Annotated in this window: 19 protein-coding genes, 1 pseudogene and 1 riboswitch; of the genes and pseudogenes, 4 read left to right on the forward strand and 16 right to left on the reverse strand. The window is 65.1% G+C overall.

All coding sequences use genetic code 11. The annotated features are described in order from the left end of the window. The 14 genes from BLX42_RS01475 to BLX42_RS01540 form a co-directional block, all read right to left on the reverse strand. Positions 1 to 319 (reverse strand): histidine phosphatase family protein (locus BLX42_RS01475; protein WP_178110714.1); only part of this gene is annotated, 319 nt, incomplete at its 3' end. Continuing rightward, a complete protein-coding gene (gene cobT, locus BLX42_RS01480) occupies positions 316 to 1,371 on the reverse strand; it encodes a nicotinate-nucleotide--dimethylbenzimidazole phosphoribosyltransferase (protein ID WP_115272972.1) in 1,056 nt (351 codons plus the stop codon). The genes BLX42_RS01475 and cobT, both read right to left, overlap by 4 nt. Then, positions 1,368 to 1,889 (reverse strand): bifunctional adenosylcobinamide kinase/adenosylcobinamide-phosphate guanylyltransferase, encoded by a 522-nt coding sequence (gene cobU, locus BLX42_RS01485; protein WP_046787440.1) that lies wholly within the window; start codon positions 1,887 to 1,889, stop codon positions 1,368 to 1,370. The genes cobT and cobU overlap by 4 nt, the downstream gene beginning before the upstream one ends. Position 1,890: 1 nt before the next feature. After that, positions 1,891 to 3,345: a cobyric acid synthase gene (locus BLX42_RS01490; protein WP_119688406.1), complete on the reverse strand. Its 1,455-nt coding sequence runs from the start codon at positions 3,343 to 3,345 to the stop codon at positions 1,891 to 1,893. Further along, a complete protein-coding gene (gene cobD / locus BLX42_RS01495; RefSeq protein WP_161870995.1) occupies positions 3,342 to 4,334 on the reverse strand; it encodes a threonine-phosphate decarboxylase CobD in 993 nt (330 codons plus the stop codon). The genes BLX42_RS01490 and cobD overlap by 4 nt, the downstream gene beginning before the upstream one ends. After that, complete coding sequence (cbiB, locus tag BLX42_RS01500; protein WP_115272975.1) at positions 4,327 to 5,235, reverse strand: adenosylcobinamide-phosphate synthase CbiB; 909 nt, start codon at positions 5,233 to 5,235, stop codon at positions 4,327 to 4,329. The genes cobD and cbiB overlap by 8 nt, the downstream gene beginning before the upstream one ends. Next, positions 5,232 to 5,882: a 5,6-dimethylbenzimidazole synthase gene (gene bluB, locus BLX42_RS01505; protein ID WP_161870996.1), complete on the reverse strand. Its 651-nt coding sequence runs from the start codon at positions 5,880 to 5,882 to the stop codon at positions 5,232 to 5,234. Before bluB ends, cbiB begins: the two co-directional genes overlap by 4 nt. Next, positions 5,879 to 7,174, reverse strand: a complete 1,296-nt coding sequence (locus BLX42_RS01510) for a cobyrinate a,c-diamide synthase (RefSeq protein ID WP_046787445.1) — start codon at positions 7,172 to 7,174, stop codon at positions 5,879 to 5,881. The genes bluB and BLX42_RS01510 overlap by 4 nt, the downstream gene beginning before the upstream one ends. Next, complete coding sequence (gene cobO, locus BLX42_RS01515; protein ID WP_012313146.1) at positions 7,171 to 7,782, reverse strand: cob(I)yrinic acid a,c-diamide adenosyltransferase; 612 nt, start codon at positions 7,780 to 7,782, stop codon at positions 7,171 to 7,173. The genes BLX42_RS01510 and cobO overlap by 4 nt, the downstream gene beginning before the upstream one ends. A gap of 118 nt (positions 7,783 to 7,900) precedes the next feature. After that, positions 7,901 to 8,121, reverse strand: a riboswitch (cobalamin riboswitch). A gap of 125 nt (positions 8,122 to 8,246) precedes the next feature. Further along, a complete protein-coding gene (locus BLX42_RS01520; protein ID WP_161870997.1) occupies positions 8,247 to 8,780 on the reverse strand; it encodes a C40 family peptidase in 534 nt (177 codons plus the stop codon). Between the two features lie 136 nt (positions 8,781 to 8,916). Beyond that, complete coding sequence (locus BLX42_RS01525) at positions 8,917 to 9,561, reverse strand: C40 family peptidase (RefSeq protein WP_046787447.1); 645 nt, start codon at positions 9,559 to 9,561, stop codon at positions 8,917 to 8,919. Positions 9,562 to 9,687: 126 nt separating this feature from the next. Then, positions 9,688 to 10,395, reverse strand: coding sequence for a DnaA regulatory inactivator Hda (gene hda, locus BLX42_RS01530; protein ID WP_039601502.1), 708 nt, complete (start codon positions 10,393 to 10,395; stop codon positions 9,688 to 9,690). Positions 10,396 to 10,527: 132 nt separating this feature from the next. Then, positions 10,528 to 11,601 carry an AI-2E family transporter gene (locus tag BLX42_RS01535; RefSeq protein ID WP_046787448.1) on the reverse strand — a complete coding sequence of 358 codons (1,074 nt, stop codon included), beginning with the start codon at positions 11,599 to 11,601 and terminating at the stop codon, positions 10,528 to 10,530. Between the two features lie 12 nt (positions 11,602 to 11,613). Beyond that, positions 11,614 to 12,687: a DUF2066 domain-containing protein gene (locus tag BLX42_RS01540; RefSeq protein WP_161870998.1), complete on the reverse strand. Its 1,074-nt coding sequence runs from the start codon at positions 12,685 to 12,687 to the stop codon at positions 11,614 to 11,616. A 319-nt stretch (positions 12,688 to 13,006) separates the two neighbouring features. On the opposite strand from BLX42_RS01540, the gene purM reads away from it, so the two are divergent. From purM to BLX42_RS01560, 4 genes are all read left to right on the forward strand, one after another. Continuing rightward, the gene (gene purM / locus BLX42_RS01545) at positions 13,007 to 14,065 is read left to right on the forward strand and encodes a phosphoribosylformylglycinamidine cyclo-ligase (protein ID WP_012313138.1); all 1,059 of its coding nucleotides are present in this window, start codon (positions 13,007 to 13,009) and stop codon (positions 14,063 to 14,065) included. Beyond that, the gene (gene purN / locus BLX42_RS01550) at positions 14,065 to 14,718 is read left to right on the forward strand and encodes a phosphoribosylglycinamide formyltransferase (RefSeq protein ID WP_046787450.1); all 654 of its coding nucleotides are present in this window, start codon (positions 14,065 to 14,067) and stop codon (positions 14,716 to 14,718) included. Before purM ends, purN begins: the two co-directional genes overlap by 1 nt. Before the next feature lie 8 nt (positions 14,719 to 14,726). Then, positions 14,727 to 15,437: a DUF3108 domain-containing protein gene (locus BLX42_RS01555; RefSeq protein ID WP_012313136.1), complete on the forward strand. Its 711-nt coding sequence runs from the start codon at positions 14,727 to 14,729 to the stop codon at positions 15,435 to 15,437. A 165-nt stretch (positions 15,438 to 15,602) separates the two neighbouring features. Continuing rightward, positions 15,603 to 15,785: a hypothetical protein gene (locus BLX42_RS01560; protein WP_119688400.1), complete on the forward strand. Its 183-nt coding sequence runs from the start codon at positions 15,603 to 15,605 to the stop codon at positions 15,783 to 15,785. 173 nt (positions 15,786 to 15,958) lie between these two features. Here the strand turns inward: BLX42_RS01560 and BLX42_RS01565 are convergent, their stop codons facing one another. Both BLX42_RS01565 and BLX42_RS01570 read right to left on the reverse strand, forming a co-directional pair. After that, a complete protein-coding gene (locus BLX42_RS01565; RefSeq protein ID WP_012313134.1) occupies positions 15,959 to 16,498 on the reverse strand; it encodes a DUF2058 domain-containing protein in 540 nt (179 codons plus the stop codon). Between the two features lie 26 nt (positions 16,499 to 16,524). Next, positions 16,525 to 16,654 (reverse strand): annotated as a pseudogene (locus tag BLX42_RS01570) (nucleoside triphosphate pyrophosphohydrolase); the annotation flags it as partial.

A 16,654-nucleotide genomic window follows, 5' to 3' on the forward strand; every position in this document is an offset into this window, starting at 1 on the left:
AAGGATCGGCCCAGAAACGCCCGAGCTCATCCGCTTGCGTCTGCATGATCTGCAAGGCGCTGCGCCCTTCCCACTCACCAAAATGCAACTCTTGCAGATCGGCCTCGCGCTGCACCGTCAAACCCAGCCGTTCACCCAGCTCATCGGCAAACCGCGCACAACGCTGCAAGGGTGAGCTGACCAATACGTCCCAAGGGGCGCACTCACCCACGGCACTGCGCATCTGCGCCCAGCCCAGCTCGGTGAGGGCATCGTCCAGGCTGCCGCGCAAGCCGCCACCCTGCTCGGTTTCACCGTGGCGCAGCAGGTCGAGGATCATGCCGGGCGGTCCGCCACGGCTGCTTCGGCAAAGGTCGCCATCTGCCCGTGCAGCACGCAGGCCAGGCGCAACAGTGGCACCGCCAGCGCCGCACCGCTGCCCTCGCCCAGGCGCAGGCCCAGGGCCAGCAGCGGCTCGGCCTGCAAGGCATCGAGCAACGCCTTGTGCCCTGGTTCGGCACCTTGGTGGGCAAACAGCAACCAAGCCCGGCATTGCGGGTTGAGGCGCACGGCTACCAGCGCGGCGACGCTGCAGATGAAACCGTCCACCAGCACCGCAATGCCCTGCTGTGCACAGGCCAGGTACGCGCCGGCCAGGGCGGCGATCTCAAAACCACCCACACAGGCCAGCGCCTGCAGCGGGTCGTCGGCACGCAGACCGTGCAGCACCAGGGCCCGCTCGATCACTTCAGCCTTGTGGCGTACGCCTGCGGTGTCCAGGCCAGTGCCCGGGCCACTCAGTTCGCGCGCCGGGCAGCCCAGCAGGGTGCTGGCCAGCGCCGCAGCAGCGGTGGTATTGCCGATGCCCATCTCGCCACCGATGAACAACTGCGCGCCGCTCTGGGCAGCGCGCAGGACGCTGTCACGGCCGGCTTGCAGGGCTGAGCGCAGCTGCACCTCGGTCATCGCCGGCTGGCGGGCGAAGTTGGCGGTACCGCCCCCCAGGCGCAGGTGGCGGACACCCGGCAATTCCAGATGCGGGTCGATGGTGCCGAGGTCGACCACTTCCAGGCTTGCCTGCAGTTGGCGCGCCAGCACGCTGATCGCCGCGCCGCCGCCGACGAAGTTGCGCAGCATCTGCCCGGTCACCGCCTGCGGATAGGCCGAAATGCCCTCCTCGACCACGCCATGGTCACCGGCGAAAATAGTGATGGCGACCTGATCCAGGTTCGGCCGCTCAACCCCCTGCAGCCCGGCCAGGTGCACTGCCAGGGCTTCCAGCTGGCCGAGCGACCCGGCAGGTTTGGTCAGCTGCTGCTGACGGGCGCGGGCCTGATCCATGGCGGCGGTGTCGAGAGGTTGGCAGGCGTCACGCCACCAGGTCGGGTTCATAGAGCAGGTCCTTTGAGCATCAGGGGTAGGCCGGCGACGGTGAGTACCACGCGCTGGCAACGTTCGGCGACGGCCTGGTGCAGCCAGCCGGCCAGGTCGACATAGCGCCGGGTCAGCTCGCCCATGGGCACTACGCCCAGGCCGGTTTCATTGCTGACCAGAATGATCACGCCGGGCAATTGCACCAGGCAGTCGAGCAGTGCATCGCGCTCTTGAGCCAGGCGCTGATCGTCATCGAGCATCAGCAGGTTGGTCAGCCACAGGGTCAGGCAGTCCACCAGCAGGCAGCGCCCTTCGGCAGCTTCGGCGCGCAGCACGGCTGCCAGGGCGAGCGGCTCTTCGATCAGCGCCCAATCGCTTGGCCGGCGCTGGCGGTGCAGGCGTACCCGTTCGTTCATTTCGCCATCCAGGGGTTCGCTGGTGGCGATATAGGTCACCGGCAGGCCGCTGTCGGCTGCCAACTGCTCGGCCAGGCGGCTCTTGCCCGAACGGGCACCGCCGAGGATCAGGTTGCGCATGTCAGGCGACCCCACAAAGTTTTCGCAGCTGCGCGGTGTCCAGGTGCTTTTCCACCAGGTCGGCCAGGCGCTCGATATCCCGCTCGCGCAGGGCCTCATAATCGATCTGCTGCACGTGCGCCAGGCCCGCCCAGCGCAGCAGCGCTGCGCACGACTGGCGGCCTTCGAACAGGCCATGCAGGTACGTGGCGAGGATCTGCCCGTCGGCACTGATGGCGCCGTCGCTGCGGCCATCGGCCAGCTGTACGGCGGGGCGCTGCAGCGCAGGGCCTTGGGTGACGCCGGCATGGATCTCGTAACCGGTCACGGGCGACTGTTCGAGGCTCAAAGCCCCCGCCACGTTGCGCAGTTGCTTCTGGGCCTCAAGCACCGTGGCGTAATCGAGCAGGCCCAGCCCCGGGCTGGACCCGGCAGGCCCCTCGAGGCCGAGCGGATCATGCACCTCACGGCCCAGCATCTGCAGGCCGCCACAGATACCGATGAGCTTGCCGCCGTAGCGCAGGTGCCGGGCGATGGCGGTGTCCCAACCGCGCTCGCGCAGTTGCGCCAGGTCGCCACGCACGCTTTTGGAGCCAGGCAGGATGATCAGGTCGGCAGGCGGAATCGGCTGGCCAGGGCCGATGAACTGCAGGTCCACCTGGGGGTGCAGGCGCAACGGGTCGAAGTCGGTGTGGTTGCTGATGCGCGGCAGCACCGGCACGATCACCTTGAGCACGCGCTCATCCTTGGCCGCCTGGCGTACATCGATGCCGTCTTCGGCCTCAAGGTGCAGGTCGCTGACATAAGGCAGCACACCCAACACCGGCTTGCCCGTGCGCTGCTCCAGCCAGTCCAGGCCTGGCTGCAGCAGGGCGATGTCGCCACGGAAACGGTTGATGACGAAGCCCTTGACCCGGGCCTGCTCGGTCGGCGACAGCAGCTCCAGGGTACCGACCAGGTGGGCGAAGACGCCGCCGCGATTGATGTCGGCAACCAGAATCACCGGGCAGTCGACCGCTTCGGCAAAACCCATGTTGGCGATGTCACCGGCACGCAGGTTGATCTCGGCAGGCGAACCCGCACCTTCGACCATCACCACCGGATACGCGCCACTGAGGCGCTGATGGGAGGCCAGCACCGCCTGCATGGCGATAGCCTTGTAGTCGTGATAGGCCACCGCGTTCATGCTGGTGACCGCGCGGCCATGGATGATGACCTGGGCACCGGTGTCACTGTTGGGCTTGAGCAGCACCGGGTTCATGTCGGTGTGCGGCGCCAGCCGGCAAGCCTGGGCCTGCACCGCCTGGGCGCGACCGATCTCACCGCCATCGGCAGTCACCGCGCTGTTGAGGGCCATGTTCTGCGGTTTGAACGGCACCACGGCCACCCCCTGGCGCAACAGCCAACGGCACAGGGCGGTAACCAGCGTGCTCTTGCCGGCGTCGGAGGTGGTGCCTTGCACCATGAGGGTGGTCATGCCGTTTCCTTCTGATAATCGGCCAGGGCCTGGGCCAGGCGCTGCTCTTCAGCTGCGCTGGCGGGCAGGCCCAGGCGCACGGCAGGCGGCTGATCGAACAGGCGCACCAGGATGCCGCGGCGGGCGAGAAAGTCATGCAGGTGCGCTGCGCGCTCGCAGCGTACGTACTGGAACAGGTCGCAACCACCCGCGGGCGCAAGGCCGGTGCTTTTCAACAGCGTGGCAAGCCGTTGGCTGGCGTGGGCACAGCGCTCGATCTGCAGCGGGTGGGCTGCCAGGTCGGCGAAACACGCCTGGGCCAGCACCCGGGTCGGGCCGCTGACGGTCCATGGGCCAAGCAGGTCGGCCAAGCGCTGCAACAACGGCAGTTCGGCCGCCACGCAGCCCAGCCGCACACCGGCCAGGCCGAAGAACTTGCCGAACGAGCGCAGCACAATCAGCCCGGGGCGGTCGGCACAACCGACCACGCTGTGCTCGGGCGTGTTGTCCATGAAGGCTTCATCGACCACCAACCAGCCGCCACGCTCGGCCAAGCGGGCATGCCATGCAAGCAGGCGGTTGGGGGGCACGCGATGACCGGTCGGGTTGTTCGGGTTGACCAGCACCAGCACATCGAGGCTGTCCAGATACGCCTCGACCTGGCTTTCATCCAGCTCGAACAGCTGATGCCCGGCCCGTTGCCAGGCCTGCGGATGCTCGGCATAACACGGCGACAGCACCCCCACGCGACCGCTCGGGCGCAGATTCGGCAGGGCCTGGATCGCTGCTTGCGAGCCCGCTACCGGCAGCAACTGGCCCACACCGTAATACTGGCGGGCCGCCTCTTCGAGGCCGTCTTCGGTCTCGGGCAGTCGCGCCCAGGCGTGCGCCGGGATCGGCGGTACCGGGTAGGCCCACGGCGCAATACCGCTGGACAGGTCGAGCCAGGCCTCCCGTGCAATCCCGTATTGCCGTACTGCCTTGAGCAGTCGGCCGCCATGTTCAAGCATTGCAGTAGGCTCCCACGCAGATCACCAGCAACCACAACCACACGCCACGCTGTACCAGGGCCCAGCCGCGCTCGATGGCACCGGCATCGGCCATCGGCCCTTCGCCCAGGCGCGGGCGCTCGTGCAGCTCGCCGTGATACACCGCCGGGCCACCGAGTTCGACACCCAGCGCACCGGCACCGGCCGCCATCACCGGCCCGGCGTTGGGGCTGTCCCACAACGGGCCCTGCTTGCGCCAGCAGGCCAGGGCCAGGCGGGTCTTGCCGAGCAAGGCGTAGGTCAATGCCACCAGCCTTGCGGGAATATAGTTGAGTACATCGTCGATGCGCGCCGCGCACCACCCGAAGCGTTCAAAACGTTCATTGCGGTAGCCCCACATGGCATCCAGCGTATTGCTCAAGCGGTACAGGACCACGCCCGGCGCACCGGCCACGATGAACCAGAACAGCGCGGCGAACACTGCATCGCTGCCGTTCTCCAGCACCGATTCGGTTGCGGCCCTGGCCACGGCCGGCTCATCGAGTTCGCGGGTCTCGCGGCTGACCAGGTAACCGACGCGGCGCCTGGCCTCCTCCAGATCACCCTGGCGCAAGGCACTGGCCACCGGCAGCACATGCTCGCCAAGGCTGCGCAGGCCCAGCGCGCAATACAGCGCCAGCACGTCAACCAGCCAGCCAATGCCGGGCAGCCAGGAGAGGATCAGCGCCACCAGGGTCAAGGGCACCACTGCCAGGAACCAGGCACTCACGCCGTGGCTGCGCCAACCGCGCCCGCCGGCATTCAGGCGCTGCTCCAGGCTCGACGCCAGGTTACCGAAGGCCACCAGCGGATGGCGCCGCTGCGGCTCGCCGAACAACGCATCCAGGGCCACGCCGGCCACGGTCAGCAAGGCGACGCTCATGGGCGCTCCCCCCATTGGTTTTCATACAGCATGTCGCTCAAGGGCCGTTCTTCGGCCCAGTTTTCCATCACCAGCATGGGTGCCGGATAGAATTCGGTGACAGGCCCCAGGCACAGCACCGCCACCGGTTTGGCGCCGGCTGGCATCCCCAGCAGCGCGGCCAGTGCCTGTGGGTCGAACAGCGAGACCCAGCCCAGCCCCAGCCCTTCGGCGCGGGCCGCCAGCCACAGGTTCTGAATGGCGCAGGCGAGCGAGGCGAGGTCCATTTCCGGCAAAGTCCGCCGGCCGAAAATGTGTGGCTCGCGGTTGTCCATCAACGCCGCCACCAACACTTCGGCGCAGTCGCTGATGCCTTCTACCTTGAGCTTCATGAATGCGTCGGTGCGCTCGCCCAAGGCGTGGGCCGTGCGCACCCGCTCCTGCTCCACCAGCGCCTGGATACGCCCGCGCAGCTCACCCTGGCTGATGCGAATGAAACGCCAAGGCTGCATAAGGCCAACGCTGGGGGCCTGGTGCGCGGCAGCGAGCAGGCGGCCGAACACTTCAGGCGCAACGCTACCGCCGGCGAAGTGGCGCATGTCGCGGCGCTCGCCGATTGCCCGGTAGACGGCCGCGCGTTCGGCATCACTGAAGGCGTGCTCGCTCATGGCCGCAACAGCGCCGCCGCCGCCTCAGGGTTGGAGGGAAAATAGAAGTGCACATAGGATGCCGTGAGCCGACCAAGGCGATAGACCGCCTCGTTGCCGCGCCCGCCGTTGGGGCTCTGGCCGCGGGCGATGGGCTGCAGTTCGGTGCTGGTCAGCGAGTGGTGGTAGGTGTGGCCGCGCAGGGTGCCTTCGGGCAGTTCCACAGCCTGCAGGGCCAGCGCCGCCAGGCGTTTCTGCATGGTCGCCTCGCCGGGCAGCAGGCCAAGCAGTGCGGCACGCTCGCCGGCCACATCGGTCAGGGCATCGAGCAGGTAAAGCATGCCACCGCACTCGGCCAGCAACGGCTTGCCTGCGCCGTGGTGCGCACGGATCGCGGCGCACATCGGTGCGTTGGCGGCCAGCGCATGGTGATGCAGCTCAGGGTAGCCGCCCGGCAGGTACAGGCTGTCCACGGCGGGCAGCTCGCGGTCGTGCAGCGGCGAGAAGAACGCCAGCTGTGCGCCCAGGTTGCGCAGCAGGTCGAGGTTGGCGCCGTAGGTGAAGGCAAACGCTTCGTCCCGGGCAATGCCAATGCGCACACCCGCCAGCGAGGCGCTGCACGTCGGTACGTCCGGCGCGGCGAATGCCACCGGCGGCGGCAATGCGGCATCGCAGCTGCTGCCCAGTGCTTGGGCGGCAGCGTCCAGGCGCGCGTCCAGGTCATTCAGCTCGCTGGCCTGAACCAGCCCCAGGTGGCGGCTGGGCAGCTCTATACCGCGCTCGCGCGACAGCCCGCCGTACCAGCGCAGGCCCTCGGTCAGGCTACCTTCGAGCAACTGCGCGTGGCGCAGGCTGCCGACACGGTTGGCGAGCACGCCAGCGAACGGCAGGTCGGCCTGGTAGCGCGCCAGCCCCAGGGCCAGTGCGCCAAAGGTCTGGGCCATGGCCGTACCATCGATCACTGCCAGCACCGGCACGCCGAAGTGGCGCGCCAGGTCGGCACTGGATGGGGTGCCGTCGAACAGGCCCATGACACCCTCGATCAGGATGAGGTCGGCCTCACCCGCCGCTTCCCACAGCAGGCGCCGGCTTTCCTGCGCACCGATCATCCACAGATCGAGCTGGTACACCGGCGCCCCACTGGCACGCTCAAGGATCATCGGGTCGAGAAAATCAGGCCCGCATTTGAACACACGGACCTTGCGCCCCAGGTTGCGGTGCAGGCGGGCCAGGGCCGCAGTCACGGTGGTCTTGCCCTGGCCAGATGCCGGTGCTGCAATCAGAACGGCTGGGCAGTGGCGCGTCTGACTCACAGTTCGACGCCCTTCTGCGCGCGGATACCGGCCTGGAAGGCATGCTTGAGCATACCCATTTCGGTGACGGTGTCGGCCAGCTCGACCATTTCGGGCTTGGCCGCGCGGCCGGTGACGATCACATGCTGCATGGGGGGGCGCGCCTGGATATCGCCCAGCACCTGATCGAGGTCAAGGTAGCCGTGCTTGAGGGCGATGTTCAGCTCGTCGAGCACCACGAACTGGACGCTCGGGTCCTGCAGCAGCTGGCGCGAAACCGCCCAGGCTGCCTCAGCGGCGGCAATGTCGCGCTGGCGGTCCTGGGTTTCCCAGGTAAAGCCTTCGCCCATCACGTGGTAGCGCACCTGCTCGGGGAAGCGCCGGAAGAACAGCTCCTCGCCGGTGCTGTTGCGGCCCTTGATGAACTGCACCACACCACACTGCATGCCGTGGCCCAGGGCGCGTGCGAGCATGCCGAACGCCGAGCTGCTCTTGCCCTTGCCATTGCCGGTCAGCACCAGCAGCAGGCCGCACTCGTTAGGGGAATTGGCGATGCGCTCGTCGATGATCGCCTTCTTGCGCTGCATACGCGCCAGGTGACGTTCGTCGCGTTCGGTGGTTTCGCTCATGGGGGTCTCCGCAGGCTGTCGCCCCGCAAAATACGGCGACAGGTCGATAGGCGGGCAGACGGAGAACGCGCAGGAGCCGTGGCCAGATGCCACGGTGCACCGCGCATCACCCTCCGTGATGCCGTTGGCAGTGACAGGCCGGTCTCCGGGCTCGTGAGCGGGCGTTGGCCCGGGCCTGCGCGCCTTCCCGGATACTGGTATCCAGTGGCCGTGCGCGGCTTTTGACTCACCTACCGTTGCGGGGGCAGCGCCGGACTCGCACCTTGCAGGCGCACACCGGCTTCCCAGTTTCACCCTGCCCAGACGGGCTGGCAGGGCACCTGAAACACGCGCGAAGGTTAGAGTGTTGCACCGGGAGCGTCAATCGAAGGGCGGGGATTTCGCTTGAGGGTTCAGGCGCTCTCGATAGGGATCGCGGCCCGCGCGGCGCGCATCGGCCACCTTGCGAGTGGCCGGCTTCGCCATCAGGGGTTCTGTGCCAGGTGCCCCTGGGTAATCACCCGTTTTGCCTGCAGGTAGGCTTTGGACCAGTAGCTGTTGGACAGGTAGTCCAGGCGCACGGTGCCACCGGTGGACGGAGCATGCACAAACCGCCCTTCGCCCACGTAGATGCCGGCGTGGCTCACCTGCGAGCCACCGCTGGTAGCGAAGAACACCAGGTCGCCCGATTGCAGTGAGTGAACGTCTACGGTCGGCGCACGCATGACGATCATTTCTCGCGTGGAGCGAGGCAAGCTGATGCCCGCCGCGTCCCGGTAGACGTAGTTGATCAAGCCACTGCAATCGAAACCGGAGTCGGGAGTGTTGCCGCCCCAACGATACGGCGTACCCACCAGGCCGATTGCGCGGATCAGCACGTCGTTGGCAACCGGGGACGCTATGGGTTGGCTGTACGCGACCTGTGGCTGTACCACAGGCGCCGGTGCCGGGGCACGGCCGGAGCAGGCGGCAAGCAATGCCACCAGGGAAAGGAGTGCGAAGCGCGCCATCATCACCATGGCCAGAACATCCTGTCTGAGATCGCTGGGCTGCAACCGAAAAGTGTTGAGAATTTAGATTAGACGCATTCTGTAAATGCGCACGGCGACGAGCTTTTCAAGCTTCGTCGCCGCGGCAGGGTACATCATTTTGATATCAGTTGCGTGCGATATTGCTCGCTGGCGCCATGGCCAAGGCGCGCTTGGCTTCGATGAAGGTCTTGCTCCAGTAGCGATCACCGAGGTTGTCGATGCGCACACCACCGCTGCGGCGGCTGCTGGAATGGATGAACTGGTTGTCGCCCAAGTAGATGCCGGCATGGCTGACACGGCCACGGCCATTGGTGCTGAAGAACAGCAGATCACCTGGCTTGAGCTTGTTGCGGGCAACTTTGGGCGCATCGACCTTGATCATTTCGCGGGTCGAACGCGGCAGGTTCATGCCGGCCTCTTCGCGGAACAGATAGCCGATGAAACCGCTGCAATCGAAACCGGACGCCTGCGAGGTACCACCGAAGCGGTAACGGGTACCGATCAGGGACATGCCGCGCTCCAGGATGCTGTCGGCCAATACTGGCAACTGATAAGGCTTGCTGTTGCTGGAGAACGCCTGAAGGTCATCTTCAGTGGCCAGCTCTTGCTGCTCGCCGAATACGGACGATACCGAAGCCTTGGCCTCGGGCGCCGACTGGGAGGCGACCGGGGTGTGATCCTGGGGCTGGGAAACAGGGCCTTGGGCCGCGCAGCCAATCAGCAGGGTCACGAGTGCGAGGGGCACGAGGGGTGCGAAGCGCTTGAGCATGGGCACGACCGTGTCTGTAGTCCTTTAGAAGGGGGAAACTATGCCTTCTATCAGGGCCATTTGCAAATTTTATCGAAAAAGATGTGACTTTTCCGTTTTGCCGCTCAAAGCCCCGTATTTACGGGCTTACCAGCCGAGCGTTTCTTTCAGGAACGGGATGGTCAGCTTGCGCTGCGCCTGCAAAGAAGCCTGATCGAGCCGCTCGAGCAGGTCGAACAGCGCACTCATGCTGCGCGTACCACGGGTAAGGATGAAATGGCCGACTTCGTCGGTCAGGTGCAGGCCACGGCGCGAGGCGCGCAATTGCAGGGCGCGCAGCTTGTCTTCATCAGACAGGCCGCGCATCTGGAATACCAGCGCCAGGGTCAGGCGGGACTTGAGGTCGGGCAGCTTGATCGGCAGTTCGCGCGGCGAGGCCGAGGCCGCCAGCAGCAGGCGCCGGCCGCTGTCGCGCAGGCGGTTGAACAGATGGAACATCGCCTCTTCCCACTCCGCCTTGCCGGCAATCACGTGCAAGTCGTCGATGCACACCAGCTCGTACTGCGCCAGGTAATCGAGCAACCCGATGCCCCGGTCGAGCAACTGCGCCAGCGGCAGGTAAACAGCGGCTTCGCCACGCTGCTGGAAGCGGTGCGTAGCAGCCTGCAACAGATGGCTACGGCCCACACCCTGCTTGCCCCACAGGTAGATGAGGCTCTCGGTCCAGCCGGCGTCGGCTTCGCACAGCCGCTCGACGTAGCCCAATGCCGCTGCATTGGCGCCCGGATAGTAGTTGATGAAGGTGGCGTCATCGCGCAGGCGCACACCCAGGGGCAACTGGATCGGTGGTTTCATGCTCGCGGGCGGTCGGGGGACCACAGGGGGCCTAGGGTGATCGGTGTGCAAAGTCTATACCCGCAATGCGGGGGGCACAATCGCGAAGGCACGTAGCACAAGCAAAATCAACGAGTTGCAAGGCAGTCTGGCTTATAGATCGGGGTCGACCTCCCCCGCGTACATGTCCGATTCCTTGTACAGGTCATGCACATGGCGCAGCAGCACCATGACCACTGCCGCCACCGGCAAGGCCAGCAGCACGCCGGTAAAGCCGAACAGTTCGCCCCCGGCCAGGATGGCGAAGATCACCGCCACCGGATGCAGGCCGATACGGTCACCCACCAGCAACGGTGTCAGCACCATGCCTTCCAGCGCCTGGCCGACCATGAACACTGCAACGATACCCAGCATCGGGTACAGATCGCCGCCAAACTGGAACAGCCCGGCCACCAGCGCCGCACCGATGCCAATGATGAAGCCCATGTAGGGCACGATGGCCGCCAGGCCGGCCAGCATGCCGATCAGCAGCCCCAGCTCCAGCCCCACCAGCATCAGCCCGGCGGAATAGATCACGCCTAGCGCCAGCATGACCATCAACTGGCCACGCACGAACGCCCCCAGCACCTCATGGCATTCTGCGGCCAGCCCGACCACCTGCGCCTCGCGCTGGCGCGGCAGCAGGCTGCGCAACTTGGCCATCATCAGGTCCCAGTCGCGCAACAGATAGAAGCCCACCACCGGGATCAGCACGAAGTTGGCCAGCCAGGCCAGCAGCGCCAGGCTCGACGCAGTGGCCTGGGACAGCAGCATGCCGACGATGTCAGTGGTCTGGCCCATGTGTTCACTGACGGCGGCCTTGATCTTGTCGAACTTCCAGAACCCGTCGGCCAGGCCCAGGCGGCTCTGTACCCAGGGCAGCGCCACATGTTGCAACCAGTCGAGCATCTGCGGCGTCAGTTCGTACAGGCGCACCAGCTGTTTGGCCAGCATCGGGATCAGGATGAGCAGCAGAACCAGCAGGATCAAGGTAAACAGGCTGAATACCACCACCACGCCCCAGGTCCGCGACAGCCCCATGCGCTCCAGGCGATCGACCAGCGGGTCGGCCAGATAAGCCAGCAAGATACCCACCAAAAAGGGTGAGAGGATGTTGTGCAGGCCATAAAGAAGCAGGGCAATCAGCAGGGCCGCACCCAGCCAGATCCAACGGCGCATATCAGTCATGGTCGCTCTTCCTTACCAGCGAAAACGCAGGCCGTCGAACGGTTTGGGGGCTACGGCAGCCGTTGCAGGTTGCCCTGCCGCAGCCTCGGTTGCGGGTGCAGGCGTTGCCGGGGACGGGACGGGAGGCGCCTGCTCAGCCGGGACCTCCTGCAACTTGGCCAGGCCCAGCTGCGCACGCAACTGCTCAGCGTTGGCAGTGACGCCGTAGGTCAACGTCTTGCCGTCGGCCATTTGCAGGCGCGGGCCGTAAGGTTCGAGAACGCGGTTCAGCTCAGCGTAACGCTGCAGGTTCGCGCCTTGCACCTGCACTTGCAACTGGCTGCTGGCACCTGGCCGGGTCACGTAACGTGGCGCCAGGCGGTTGCTGACGGCGAGCATCACGGCATCGGCCAATGCGGCCTGGTCAGCGCCTTCGGCACTACCTTCCTCGCGCTTGTCGCCCAGCCACAACTGCCATTTGCCCTGCCACTTGCCATCGGTTTCAAGCGCGTGCACTGCCAACAGGGCGTCGGCGCCATAACGCTCGGAAGCTTCGCGCAGTGGCGCCGGGTCGTTGCCTTCGAGCTGCTTGGCGTTGGCCACCAGTTGTTCCTGCAGGTCGGCCAGCGGCAGGCGCAATGGCAGGCCGCGGTGCTGGGCGGCACGGCGCAGCGACTGGGCGCTGGCCTGGCCATCGCCAACCAGGCTGCTGCCCTCGACACTGTCGTTGAGCCACCAGCCGAGGACCGACGGCCGGTTGCTGCCCCACAGCGCCAGCCCGGCCTTGCGCAAGGCCCGCTCGGTGCTGCCCGGGTCGAACTCGACCATCACCGACTCAGGCGGGCCGGCCTCGGTACCGACCTGGTTGATGATCTGTTGCGGGTCCTTGCGCAGTTCGGCCAGCGCCGGTTTTTGCGGCGCCTTGGGGTCGCCGGTCAGGCGCAGCACCAATGTATCGAGTGCCTTGGTGGTGGCTGCGGCGCGGGCTTCAGCGCCCTGCCCTTCGAGCGGTTCGCGCACCTGATAGAGCCCGGCAACGTTTTCGGCCTGGGCGGCAATACTGACCAAGGCAAGGCAGCCGGCTGACAGATAATTGAGAAGACGCATTGAGGATTCCTGTCCAGTCGAGCTTCAAGCTGCAAGCTTCAAGCTGTAAGAAAAAGCAGTCAGAACCCCAACGCTTTCGCTTGCGGCTTGGGGCTCACTGCTTGCAGCTTATACAGAAGGAACTGCATCAACCACCCGCGAGCCTTTTTCAGCAATTTACTGCCCTGCCCGTCGGCCTGAGGATGGCCGCTGCACGGCAACCCTGATAAAATCGCGCGCCTTCACAGACCTCTGACGTTTCAGGCAGCCGCCGCTCCCCAGCCGGCCTTGGCCGTCACGGTCGTTTTTACGAATCCCTCCCTCTTAAAGGCCTGGATCAATGAGCAAGCAACCCTCCCTGAGCTACAAGGACGCCGGTGTAGACATCGACGCCGGCGAAGCACTGGTCGAACGCATCAAGGGCGTGGCAAAACGCACCGCACGCCCTGAAGTCATGGGTGGCCTGGGTGGCTTCGGCGCCCTCTGCGAGATCCCGGCCGGCTACAAGCAGCCGGTGCTGGTCTCCGGCACCGACGGCGTCGGCACCAAGCTGCGCCTGGCGCTGAACCTGAACAAGCACGACAGCATCGGCCAGGACCTGGTCGCCATGTGCGTCAACGACCTGGTGGTCTGCGGCGCCGAGCCGCTGTTCTTCCTCGACTATTACGCCACCGGCAAGCTCAACGTCGACGTCGCTGCGACCGTGGTCACCGGCATCGGCGCCGGCTGTGAACTGGCCGGCTGCTCCCTGGTTGGCGGCGAAACCGCCGAAATGCCGGGCATGTACGAAGGCGAAGACTACGACCTGGCCGGTTTCTGCGTCGGCGTGGTGGAAAAGGCCGAGATCATCGACGGCTCCAAGGTCGCTACCGGCGACGCGCTGATCGCCCTGCCGTCTTCGGGCCCGCACTCCAACGGCTACTCGCTGATCCGCAAGATCCTCGAAGTGTCGGCAACCGACATCGAGAACACCCAGCTCGACGGCAAGCCGCTGACCGACCTGCTGATGGCGCCGACCCGCATCTACGTCAAGCCACTGCTGCAACTGATCAAGCAGACCGGCGCCGTCAAGGCCATGGCCCACATCACCGGTGGCGGCCTGCTGGACAACATCCCGCGCGTTCTGCCGAAAAACGCCCAGGCCGTGGTTGACGTGGCCAGCTGGCAGCGCCCTGCGGTATTCGACTTCCTGCAGGAAAAAGGCAACGTCGATGAGCACGAGATGCACCGCGTACTGAACTGCGGCGTGGGCATGGTCATCTGCGTGGCGCAGGACCAGGTCGAAGCAGCACTGAATGTTCTGCGCGCAGAAGGCGAGCAACCTTGGGTCATCGGCCGCATCGAACAAGCCGCTGAAGGCGCTGCCCAGGTCGAGCTGCAGAACCTCAAGGCACACTGATGCCGAGCAAGCCCTGTAATGTTGTGGTACTGCTGTCGGGTTCGGGCAGCAACCTGCAAGCCTTGATCGACAGCAGCCGTGGTGAACACAGCCCGGTACGCATCGCTGCGGTGATTTCCAACCGCGCTGACGCCTACGGCCTGCAACGCGCGGCGGCGGCGGGTATCGCCACCGCCGTACTGGACCACACCGGCTTCGACGGCCGTGAAGCCTTCGATGCGGCGCTGATGGCGCGCATCGACGGCTTCGCGCCCGACCTGGTGGTGCTGGCCGGCTTCATGCGTATCCTCAGTGGCGGCTTCGTGCGCCACTACCAGGGCCGCCTGCTCAACATCCACCCGTCGCTGCTGCCCAAATACAAGGGCCTGCATACTCACCGACGGGCCTTGGAGGCAGGCGACGCCGAGCACGGCTGCAGCGTACACTTCGTCACCGAGGAACTCGATGGCGGCCCTCTGGTCGTACAGGCTGTGGTACCGGTAGTGTCAGGCGATAGCGCCGAAAGCCTGGCCCAGCGGGTACACCAACAGGAACACCAGATCTACCCGCTGGCAGTGCACTGGTTTGCCGAGGGGCGCTTGCGCCTGGGCGAACAGGGTGCATTACTGGACGGCCAGCCACTGCCGGCCAGTGGCCATTTGATCCGACCCTAGGAGAATTTATGCGTCGCGCCCTGCTCTTGGCTCTCGCCGTGCTCGCCCTGCCCCTCCAGGCAGCCGACTTGAAACCCTTCTCGGCCAGCTACACCGCCGACTGGAAGCAACTCCCCATGAGCGGCACTGCCGAGCGCAGCCTGGTCAAAAATGCCAACGGTACCTGGGACCTTAATTTCAAGGCTTCCATGATGATCGCCAGCCTGACCGAGCAAAGCACCCTGCGCATGGACAACGACACCCTGCTGCCGCAGAAGTATCACTTCGAGCGTGGCGGCCTGGGCAAAGCCAAGAAAGTCGACCTCACCTTCGACTGGAACGGCAAGAAAGTCACCGGCAGCGATCGGGGCGATGCCGTCAGCCTGCCGCTCAACCGCGGCGTGCTGGACAAGTCCTCCTATCAGCTGGCGCTGCAGCATGATGTGGCCGCCGGCAAGAAAAGCATGACCTACCAGGTGGTCGATGGTGACGAGATCGACACCTACGATTTCCGCGTGCTGGGTACCGAAAAGGTCACCACCAAGACTGGCCAGGTCGAGGCGGTCAAGGTCGAGCGCGTGCGCGACCCGAGCCAGAGCAAGCGCATCACCGAGCTGTGGTTCGCCAAGGACTGGGACTACCTGCTGGTACAACTGCGCCAGGTCGAGACCGATGGCAAGGAGTATGTGATCGTGCTGCAGGATGGTACGGTCGACGGCAAGTCGGTCAAAGGCAACTAAGCCGCAGCCCGCAAGATCCGTAGCCCCGCCCTGTGCGGGGCTTCTTTTTGCCTGGGCCACATGAAACTTGTTTCATGGTCATTTTATTTACTTAGGCAGCTAACAAACTCTATAAAAGAAGTGCGCGACATTATGTCGCAACCAACTGAGCAGTGGAGTTTAACGATGACAGTCCAAGTAACCGAACGCGACGAATCGAAAATGTCCCACGAAGGCCTGGCCGCTGGCGTGCGGATCTGGGATGTGCACCAGCAAGGTGAATTGGTCGGGATGTTCCATAACGAACACGAAGCCCACCAATACCGGGCAGAGCTTGAAGTGCTGGAAAACCAGCGCGCTACGCAATGACCCACACAGTCTTTTGATTTGGGGCCGCTTTGCGGCCCATCGCCGGCAAGCCAGCTCCTACAGGTACCGCGCAGGCCTCAAGTACTGCGAAATTCCTGTGGAGCTGGCTTGCCGGCGATGGGGCTGCGAAGCAGCCCCAATAGGCGTTACCGCTTAGGCGGGGGTTTTCATGCTTACCACATCAAGTCGTCAGGGATCTTGTACGCAGCGTACGGATCGTCCTCATCCGCTTCCTCGACATGGGTGTTGAGCAGCAGGATGCGATGGGGGTCGCGCTCCTGGATCTTCACCGCTGCCTCGCGAGGGATGACTTCGTACCCCCCACCAAACGACACGATCGCCAGCGCGCCATTGCTCAGCTTGCTGCGCATCAGGGCGTTCACCGCAATGCGCTTGACCTTCTTGTCGTCGACGAAGTTGTAGTAGTCCTCGGTGGTGAGCTTGGGCAGGCGAGTCGCCTCGATCAACTGCTTGATCTGCGCGGCACGGGCCTTCTGTTCGGCCTTTTCCTGCTGCTGACGGTTCAGTTCCTGGTCACGCTTGGCCTTCTCGGCCATGGCTTCCTTGGCCAGGCGCTGCTGGGTATCGTCGACTTCGACCTGGCCCTTGTGCTCCAGACGTTTCTGTTTCTTTTGGGCCTTGTTGGCCTGGGAGACCTGCTTCTGGTTGACCAGACCGGCCTTGAGCAATTGATCGCGAAGGGAAAGACTCATGGATGTTCACTCACTTATTCAGCCACTCAGCCGCAGCTGGGCAGGTTCTTTTCCTGACGTTTGGCTTCCCCCCAAAGGGCGTCCAGTTCGTCAAGGTTACACGATTCGATGGGGCGACCGCTGTCGCGCAATGCCTGTTCGATAAAGCGAAAACGC

This window comes from Pseudomonas sp. SG-MS2, from assembly GCF_009933855.1.
GTDB lineage: Bacteria > Pseudomonadota > Gammaproteobacteria > Pseudomonadales > Pseudomonadaceae > Aquipseudomonas > Aquipseudomonas putida_E.